7 protein-coding genes and 1 pseudogene are annotated in these 9029 nt (G+C 45.2%); 1 reads left to right on the forward strand and 7 read right to left on the reverse strand.

The features are described from left to right. The 7 genes and pseudogenes from ACMV5H_RS24400 to tssI form a co-directional block, all read right to left on the reverse strand. Nucleotides 1-456 (reverse strand): annotated as a pseudogene (locus ACMV5H_RS24400) (DUF6444 domain-containing protein); the annotation flags it as partial. A 249-nt stretch (nt 457-705) separates the two neighbouring features. Continuing rightward, complete coding sequence (locus tag ACMV5H_RS24405; RefSeq protein ID WP_071926153.1) at nt 706-972, reverse strand: type VI secretion system PAAR protein; 267 nt, start codon at nt 970-972, stop codon at nt 706-708. A 67-nt stretch (nt 973-1039) separates the two neighbouring features. After that, on the reverse strand, nt 1040-2056 hold the full coding sequence (locus ACMV5H_RS24410; RefSeq protein WP_115158216.1) for a hypothetical protein: 1017 nt from the start codon (nt 2054-2056) through the stop codon (nt 1040-1042). 87 nt (nt 2057-2143) lie between these two features. Further along, complete coding sequence (locus tag ACMV5H_RS24415; RefSeq protein WP_059201305.1) at nt 2144-3160, reverse strand: hypothetical protein; 1017 nt, start codon at nt 3158-3160, stop codon at nt 2144-2146. A 35-nt stretch (nt 3161-3195) separates the two neighbouring features. Continuing rightward, nucleotides 3196-4800 carry a hypothetical protein gene (locus ACMV5H_RS24420; RefSeq protein WP_414822669.1) on the reverse strand — a complete coding sequence of 535 codons (1605 nt, stop codon included), beginning with the start codon at nt 4798-4800 and terminating at the stop codon, nt 3196-3198. 1 nt (nt 4801) lies between these two features. Further along, the gene (locus ACMV5H_RS24425) at nt 4802-5761 is read right to left on the reverse strand and encodes a DUF4123 domain-containing protein (RefSeq protein ID WP_414822670.1); all 960 of its coding nucleotides are present in this window, start codon (nt 5759-5761) and stop codon (nt 4802-4804) included. A gap of 3 nt (nt 5762-5764) precedes the next feature. Then, a complete protein-coding gene (gene tssI / locus ACMV5H_RS24430; protein WP_115158211.1) occupies nt 5765-7726 on the reverse strand; it encodes a type VI secretion system tip protein VgrG in 1962 nt (653 codons plus the stop codon). An 800-nt stretch (nt 7727-8526) separates the two neighbouring features. Here tssI and ACMV5H_RS24435 point away from each other — a divergent pair. Next, on the forward strand, nt 8527-8847 hold the full coding sequence (locus tag ACMV5H_RS24435) for a hypothetical protein (RefSeq protein ID WP_039995284.1): 321 nt from the start codon (nt 8527-8529) through the stop codon (nt 8845-8847). Nucleotides 8848-9029 lie beyond the last annotated feature (182 nt).

Below are 9029 nucleotides of genomic sequence, written 5' to 3' on the forward strand. Positions count from 1 at the left end.
ATTGCCCTTTACTGACCTGATGGCAGCGCTCACACCGGCCATGATGAAGAGCATACTCTGTCAGTTCCAGTCTGGGTTGAGGTAATTCGAATACCTGATGCCGGTAACTCGCCGCTGGATAAGGTGCAACCACACCTCCACAACAAGCACACTGGGCATCAGGTAAACACATAATGCGCTCATCAGAAGCGGCAAGTTCGGTTATCGGTCGCCTGTGTCCGCTGTGACCTGGTTGAGCGCCAGGCGAATTTCTGCGGTCAGGCGTTGCAGCTTTTTTCGCTCCGCCTTAGCGGCAGGCGAGTCAGAAGACGGTGAACGTGATGAGTTACGCGAACTGGCCGCCAGCCGGTCCTCATATTCACGCAGTTTTTCCCACAACTGCTGTATCAGCGCATTGGCTTCGGAGAGGCTGTTAACCTCAGGAGCGGGAGCGTGAAAGTGTTTTACCTTTTTCATCCCCCGAGTGTGGCAAAGAAAAAAGATCACTCAATAGGTAATGTGGGATCGAGTGATGATCGTCTCTTTTTTATGTCAATGGGGGGCTGGTGAACGGTTACGTTAGAGAGTACGGCAAATGAATTTTTCTACACAGTTATAGCATCGATAGCTTTGATGGTTTTGTCTCGCTTGCTGGTCCGGTTCCCCCGTTGAAACGACTTGTGGCCGCACTTGGGGCAACAACTCGTTTCAAACGGGATAGTCCAACTACCCAATGTTAACGCTTCCCCCACCAATCAGTACACCGCCGCAATCAACCGCATCACCTGTACGAGCAGCAGGTTGCCCGTCAATAAACACGCTGGATGATCCGCTACTGATAGTTCGATTATGCCCATGAGAAGCTAAAGCATCACCCTGTCGAGCCAATGGAGAACCATCAACTTTAACGGTTGAAGAACCTGTTACGACTGGAGTCGGTGGATGGCTACCGTGGCCGGTATCTTGATCACCAAGTTTAACTGCATTGCCCATGGTATTAGTTTCCTCTTTACTTGTAAAAATAGGGGTAGGTATTAATACCTAACACCCACGGTACGGATTAAATCACTTGCATAAACTTACCATTTATTAATGAGAATATTGGGGATGTAGAGCTCATAGTCATATCACCATCAGAATCATAATAGTAAGATAGTGGCGAAACTGAAGGGTCTGATTTATTAACAAGTTTCACCATGCGCCCTTTGTTCATTATCTGTACATCATAGTCCTGCCAGTTAATTGGGATCATTTCAAACTTGGGGTTATTTGTATCGTCACCTATTCCGCTATCAGCAAAGATACTTTCTTCCGTTTCCCCTGTTGACCAAGCCCAGGCCGCTAGTGCTATTTTCTGTTGCTGACGGATAGTGGAGAGATCTTTATTATCCATCGCCTTCCAGACCTGAAGGTAGGCTTGCTCTAGCCCTTTACGCTGCTCTGGGGTATCGGTATAGGGAGTGGCTTTGATCCAAGGCCACTCAGGCAGTCCATTGACCTTGACCAGATGGCTAAAACGATAAACTTCCATTTTCGATGGATATTTATACTGATTAAAGTATTCGTCGTCCTTATGCCCCCGTACCACTTGTTCAGCCAGTATTTTCTGCCTAACCACTGGTGTGCCGATGGTTTTAAACTTCTGCTCGTCCGCAGGCACTTTGACTTCCGGCAGGCCATCCTTACCGATACCTACTTCAATAGCGCTCAATACCTCATTGTTACTGCCACGCATTGCCGTCAACTCCAGTTTGCAACCCGACTGTGGGTCAAATTGGGCACGTTCTGATGCTGACATAGCTTTTTTATCAAACCACCCCAAGGCTCCAAGCTCCAGGCTTATTTCATTTTCGCCATTCTCCATAGCTAACATGGCTGCGGTGCTGGAGGTACCGAAGCCGCGTCCTTGTCGTGCCAAATTGCGATTGTCTATACCCAATACTCCGTTGGTTTTGATAGCGCAAAAGGCATATTCGAAATTAAACAGGCTGCGGATATACAACCGAGGCTCTTCAGCGATGCTGCTTTGCGCTATACCCATGGCAAAGCACAATAAAGCGATACGCAATGATTTCATGTTAACCTCCTTGTATTAGCCTTTTACCCATGACTATTTCCAACAAAAACCTGGATGGGTATTAATTATCAATGCCCATCCTACTGGTTAAATCACTAACACAAACTCACCGTTTATTAATGAGAATATTGGAGCTATGAAATTTATACTCATAGAACCATCATCATTTGTATAATATGCAAGTGGTGAGAATGAAGGATCTGATTTATTGATTAATCTAACCATACGACCTTTGTTCATTATCTGTACATCATAATCCTGCCAGTTAATTGGGATCATTTTAAACTGAGAGTTATGAATGTCAGAAACCATATCGCGATCAACGAAAATACTTTCCTCCGTTTCACCTGTTGACCAAGCCCAAGCTGCCAATGATAATTTCAGTTGCTTGCGGAGAGTGGCGAGGTCTTTATTATCCATGGCCCGCCAGATCTGAAGATAAGCCTGCTCTAGCCCTTTACGCTGTTCTGGGGTATCGGTATAGGGAGTGGCTTTGATCCAAGGCCATTCCGGCAGCCCACTGACCTTGACCAGACGGCTAAAACGATAAACTTCCATTTTCGATGGATATTTATACAGATTAAAGTATTCGTCGTCCTTATGCCCCCGTACCACTTGTTCAGCCAGTATTTTCTGCCTAACCACTGGTCCACTTATGGTTTTAAACTTCTGCTCATCCGCAGGCACTTTGGCTTCCGGCAGGCCATCCTTACCAATACCTACTTCAATAGCGCTCAGTATTTCATTGTTGCTGCCACGCATTGCCGTCAACTCCAGTTTGCAACCCGCCTGTGGGTTAAACTGGGCACGTTCTGAAACTGATGTCGCCTTTTTATCAAACCAACCCAAGGCACCAAGCTCCAGGCTGATCTCATTCTCACCATTTTCTAGAAACAGCATGGCTGCGGTGCTGGAGGTACCAAAGCCGCGGCCTTGTCGTGCCGAATTGCGATTGTCCAAACCCAATACTCCATTGGTTTTGATTGCGCAAAAGGCATATTCGATATCAAACAGGCTGCGGATATACAACCGTTGCTCTTCCGCATTGGCAGTTAATGTCATCATCACTCCTGATAATAGTAACGCTAATTTAGGTAATCTCATCTTAATTCTCTTTTCGCTAAACACGGTTTTGCGGTTTATTTATTCCATTTGGGATTGGAACCCATTGCCCAAGGCTCATTATTCGGTTTGGGTAGAGCGTTCCCTTTAGGGTTGGAACCCATGGCCCAGGGTTCGCCTGGTATGACTTTAGGTCTGACTATCGGCCGCTCTTTGCCTATCAAGTTCACCCGTAGGGCGGACTCACTCTCTTTCAACGGAGCTGCTATAATCCATCTCTTTTTTGCGCCATATTTGCTGCTACTCTCTGGTTCTGCCTTCTCTTTACCGCCCCAGCTAGCATCAGCACTAAACTCCACCTCCGCCACAATCCCATCATGGTAGCCCACCAAATCGATACCATCATCATGCTGATCCAGTTTAAACCCTGCGGCGGTTTTGATCGCTCCACTGGCATTGAGTGCAACCTCCATAATCATTACTTTGGTTTTAAAGGCCGCATTTACCTTACCTTCCAGACTAAATTTCAGATCATTATCTCTACCGGCGGAAAACGTCCATATTTCTTGTTTTAATGCTGCACCAAAACGAAAAGAGAGGCTGCATTTCAGCAATATGGAACATTCAATTTCAAGATAGTTTTTATCCCCGGCATTTTTACGAGCCAGTGCCTGACGGCATTTTTTTGCTAGCGCATCAATTTTACAGTAAGCAGCTGCAAATTGTATAAGATCTAGCTTGCCTGTCAGGGCCAGAAAAGGGGCTGCATTGAAACCAATAAAATGTGTACTGCTAGCGACTGTATCCAATCTTGAATAGGCATAGGCAACACCCACGTTCATCGGTTCTACTTTCAGTTCGGCGATAGTATAGTTTTGTGCTCCGGTTGATTCCGGTGCAGGAAGAAGATATTTTTGGCTATTACTCAACAATTTGTCAATACGAGAGATAGCATCCAGCGTTTTGGTTGTGGTGTTTTTCTTATATTTGTCAGCATACTTTTTTGAGTAATCCATACCTTGAACTTTTAGTCCATAGGTAAACTCTAACGATGTGGTTTGTGTCAAACTGAATTTATCAGTATGCGTTTCCCAGCCAGCGCGGAGTTTGTTACCATTTTTCGGTTTAACATTCTCCATGGCTTGACGAGCCTTTATCTGTTCATCGCGGCGCTCTTTAATCGTACGTTCCTTATGAGAAAAGGCATACGTAAAAGCAACCGAGTAGGTAAACTCCACTGAAGGAAAAACACGGAGCGTTGCGTAATTACGTCTCACTTCGCAGCCATTAACGACTAAATCATAGCGTTTACCGTCATTGAACAAATCAGTGGGGTTGGCAATATTAGATAAATATGACCAGATTGAAGGCATGGTTGCCACCAGCGCCTGATTCTGTTCCTTATAAAACAAAGTAACTGCCTGAGTCGTGTTGAGTGGGATTTTTTCTGAAAATTTAACGCTCTCAAGCGTAGCAGTATGAGAAGCTGCCTTTTTACATTTTGTTGTTATATTAATACTGCCGGATGCCCCCTTACCTTTATCCAGAAGATCCATCGAGAGCATCTGCTTGACTGGCCAGACTTGATGCTGTTTATCAAAATCCAGCGCAACCTCATGAATACATGGGTCCGGGTTATTACAGGTTGCGCAGGCTGTTCCTGCATCGACTGAACGGGCCATATTATCTTCCTTTGATTAAATGCGCCACATCAGGGATTTCACCTAATTCCCTGAGCATTAAAGACTCTACCCGATAATATCCTGGCGCTTGACTTTCTGTAAGTTTATTTTTCCATGCATCAGGCATCATATCGATAGTAGAGATGTTTTTTTTGAGAAGAAGGTGAACCATTGCCCTGATTGAATGATCATCTGTAATAGTGTTTTCCTTGCAGAAATAAAAACACTTGGTAGCAAAAGAATAAGCATCCATTTTTTCATTGCATGCCGTATTTTTCGATATGAAAATATCAGGGTTCTCATCTTTTACATCGAAGTAGGTACCATTATGTATCCTTTTGAAAATGTCATCTTCCTCATCTTCATCGATATCCTTTTGATCTGACAGCCAGTACGCCTCAATATCTGAAGCCAGAACGTTAATATATCTCTTCTCCGCAAACGCATTAATTTCCCCATACTGCGCCTCGGTTATTTTCAGCATTTTTCTTCCCGACTTTGCATCATTGGGAAATGGCTCCCGTATCGCCGAAAAATCATCTTCACGTTCAACCGCTTCGTATAAAGTCCTGACTTTAGTAATAGGCCCCAAGAAAGTATGTACATCCCAATCAGATAATACTTGAAGAAAACCCCAGATATTACGTGGATCATAAAAACGGAAATAGACTGGTTTTTCCTGATCAGGGATCAATACGTGTAAATATTTGCGTAAATGTTGACGCAACGATTTTATATTGGCCTTTGAATAGATATAAATTCCCCATGGCGTTTCGCGAGTCCCCAGCCAGGCTTCAACCTGCTGATCGACCATAACCAACCAGGGAGCAAGCTCAAGGAGTTCCGGTTGTACCGGCTCGGCATACAGACAACAGTGCGGGGGATTATAACGTTCGAGCATAAGCTGGAGATCGGCTTCTAACGCACCGTCAATAATAGCGTACAGTTTATGTTCTTCCATACCTTAGCTATCCTTTAGTGGGCAATGTGCGACAAACATTGAACCTGCAAGCGCCGCTGCTTTTAAAACTGCCGGGCTGGCTGGGGTCAGTAAATCACCAGGGCTACCACCAGAATTCAGATTAATTGAGGGGGCCTTGATATCCACGCCACCGGCATGAATAACAACAAAACTTCCGCCTACTTTCAGCGTCAGTTTGCTATTGCTTTGTAGCGTCAGATCGCCGTTGCTGTCCACACTGAACACGCCGCTAACTTTCTGCGCCAGATCGCCCTTGACCTGTATGCCTCGGTCGCCTTCCGTCATCACCAGATTGTTACCGGTGATTTTCTGATCCTGATTGCCTTCAACCGTCACTTTTCGATCGTTGGCAACCACCAGTTCTTCATCATGCCCGATACTGGTGCTACGGTTGTAGTTCACCCGCTCGTCTTTCGAATTGAGCACCCGTATTGCCATATTTTTTTGTGCGTGAACGAAGACTTCTTCATTATCTTTTTCATCTTCAAAACGCAGCTCGTTAAATCCTTCACCTTTATGGGTTTTTGAACGGATCGACATCTGGGTTTTGCTGCCTGGCAAATTACCAGGAGGCAGATGGTTGGCATGATAGGTGCGGCCGATTATCACCGGCTGATCAGGGTCACCGTTTAAAAATTCAACAATCACTTCATGACCAATGCGCGGAATGGCCGACATCCCCCAACGAGGCCCCGCCCATGGATGCGATACCCGTATCCAACAGGAGCTGGTATCATCGTCTTTCCCTGAACGATCCCAAAGAAAACGCACCTTGACCCGACCATAAGGATCACAATAAATCTCTTCTGAGGGTGGACCCGTGACAATCGCAATCTGGGCTCCGTCAATGCGTGGTTTTGGCCGCGAAAGTGGGCGCCATGTCTGATTATTGGGAATAAACGCAAACTGAGTGGTTATGGTTGTGCCTTGCCCTCCCGATACAGTTTCCAGAGCTTGGGGTTGTTGCCCGCTATGGATGGCCTGGGTGACTTGCCAGCTTGTATTCAGTGTGTCCAGTGGATGGTTTTCTAGGGTAAAGCGCACACCGGGTTGTAGAGCAGGACAATTACTAGCCCCTTCGCCCTGATGGGCATCATTACGTAGTGCCTGAATGCGCCATTGGGAAAACTTTTCCCCGCTTGGACCGGTGTCTTTATAGCGGCCAGGATAATCATAATGCAGATATTCCCCTGACTGATGTTCATCATCTCGAGCGCGATCGCGATATTCAGCGGCCCACAAGGGGTTTTTAAAGGTGTAATCTTTCAGCAATACCTCTGAAGGGCGCAGACTTTCCCGGCGCTTGAAGGTGGTAATGCAAGGTTCATCGAGTGAGGTTTGTTGTTGATCTGGGTAGTAGGGTAGCGTCGGCCCGTCATTCACGATGATGTTATCGTCGGCAAAGACCAGCGTGTGCCTGTCATTCTCATGCTCGAGGAAATAATAGATGCCTTCTTCTGCCGCCATTCGATGAAGGAAATCCAGATCGCTTTCATTATACTGAACACAAAACTCTCTGGGTGCATGCTTGTAACGAAAAGCATGAGCATAGTCAATGATGTTATTTTCTTTCATCAAGGTTTCCAGAATTTCTTGAAAACCCTGTTGCTGGAAAATGCGGGAATTTTGTCTTAACCCTGCTCGCCAGAGCGCAGGGCGCACACTGAGCCGGTAACGTGTTTGATGAAGTCCGGTATCGCCTTGCTCAACGGAAGTGACAATACCATTCACGATACGCTGCACTTCCGTTTCACGCCAAATGGTCAGCGTAGCGTTTTTGTCCAGAATTGAACGAAATTCCACACTGGGGCTGGCACTGGCAACCTCAAGTTCGAGTGTGAAGAGTGTTGAGAATTGCTCGTGCAACGTAAAACCCGCTACCACGAAGGTTTTAGGCGGCAGGTCTCCCACACTCAACGTAAACCGCAGGCCACTCGCATCCATGTTCACATTTCCTTATTGATAGCGTGAATACTTACCGTTCAATACAAATAAAATATCTATGATATATAAGATATTTTAATGCATGTAAAAAACGGTAACAACCTGAGTTTGTTCATTTAGTGAGAGATAGCACGGTTATGCTTCATAGAGATCGGGAAATTTCTCTGATAGGAAATGATCACTTCAGGCAGTGAATGGCTTCATTTTTCAACACAATCATTCAAGAATGGGATAGCTAAATTCACTTTTTACCGGCTTCCTTCCAAACCCGGTAGATGGCGGTTATCTGCTGAATAGTGTTGAGCGCTCATTTCCAACAACCGATAGGCAAATTCATTTGAACAGCTTACAGATACAAGCTTGTCCAATCGCTAACGAAGGTTCTATCCAACTATACTAGAACCCTATTTGGCAGGCGCTGCTAGTTCCTGACTGAGGAAACAGTACTGATGGCGTAGGGGAAGTTCGTTGGAGTCAGGAGCAGAGGATATGCTCCCCCCATTGATTTGCTAGAGGTAGTGTTTACAACGTCTGCTTTTGGAACTGGCCAGTCCACTGGGCGGAACCGTGTCGGCTATGAGCGAGGAGCGGAAGTTAGTAATGCATACTTACATCGATATGTCTTGAATCATGTGGAGCAGATCACCTGACGTTCTTGTTTGTCGGTTCGTGTGATTTATTTCTCCAACTATTCAATACGATAACCTTATGCAAATCTATAAATAGCAATTGGTTTAATTAATGTTTGATTCCAGTTTGTAGAATAGCGGCTAACCAAATTCATAAGGATTATTCTTCACATGAAAAAATCAATAATTGCTACCACCATTTTAATTGGTGCTTTTTTAAGCGGCTGCGCTGTGCAAAATGATAAAACACAGTTTCAAGGCCTGGGTTTGACATATCAGTCCGATGTCAAAAAACTGGATAATGGGGACTATCTCACTGAGGTAGAAGCAGCTCCTGCTGCAGGTCGTATACAAGGAGCTATTGGCACTGCAACTAAAAAGGCTTCTGATTTTTGTAGGGTACAAAATAAATCCATGAAAGAAGTCAAAACTGATATTGATACACACTTACTTGTTAATGGCGTTGCTCGCCTGACGTTCAAATGCGTTTAAAATACTCCTAAGTTTTATTACTTTTCATAAAACTGAGAGGGCTGTTGTGAAATATGTGTTAGCGCCGATGTAAAAATGACCCACATGCCAATGTAAAATGGACCCACCATGGGTAAAACTGGCAGTTTTAAGCGAGCTGCCGATGCTAACATTGGAGTTAAGAGTGGAGATTGCTGTTCTTC

Origin of the sequence: Serratia sp. N21D137 (assembly GCF_047530005.1) — a bacterium.
Taxonomy (GTDB): Bacteria; Pseudomonadota; Gammaproteobacteria; order Enterobacterales; family Enterobacteriaceae; genus Chania; species Chania fonticola_B.

Bases quoted from the DNA above. Each gene is read 5' to 3' on its own strand.
- ACMV5H_RS24435 (WP_039995284.1), top strand. From the start codon at position 8,527: ATGAAAAAATCAATAATTGCTACCACCATTTTAATTGGTGCTTTTTTA.
- ACMV5H_RS24405 (WP_071926153.1), bottom strand. From the start codon at position 972: ATGGGCAATGCAGTTAAACTTGGTGATCAAGATACCGGCCACGGTAGC.
- tssI (WP_115158211.1), bottom strand. From the start codon at position 7,726: ATGGATGCGAGTGGCCTGCGGTTTACGTTGAGTGTGGGAGACCTGCCG.
- ACMV5H_RS24415 (WP_059201305.1), bottom strand. From the start codon at position 3,160: ATGAGATTACCTAAATTAGCGTTACTATTATCAGGAGTGATGATGACA.
- ACMV5H_RS24425 (WP_414822670.1), bottom strand. From the start codon at position 5,761: ATGGAAGAACATAAACTGTACGCTATTATTGACGGTGCGTTAGAAGCC.
- ACMV5H_RS24410 (WP_115158216.1), bottom strand. From the start codon at position 2,056: ATGAAATCATTGCGTATCGCTTTATTGTGCTTTGCCATGGGTATAGCG.
- ACMV5H_RS24420 (WP_414822669.1), bottom strand. From the start codon at position 4,800: ATGGCCCGTTCAGTCGATGCAGGAACAGCCTGCGCAACCTGTAATAAC.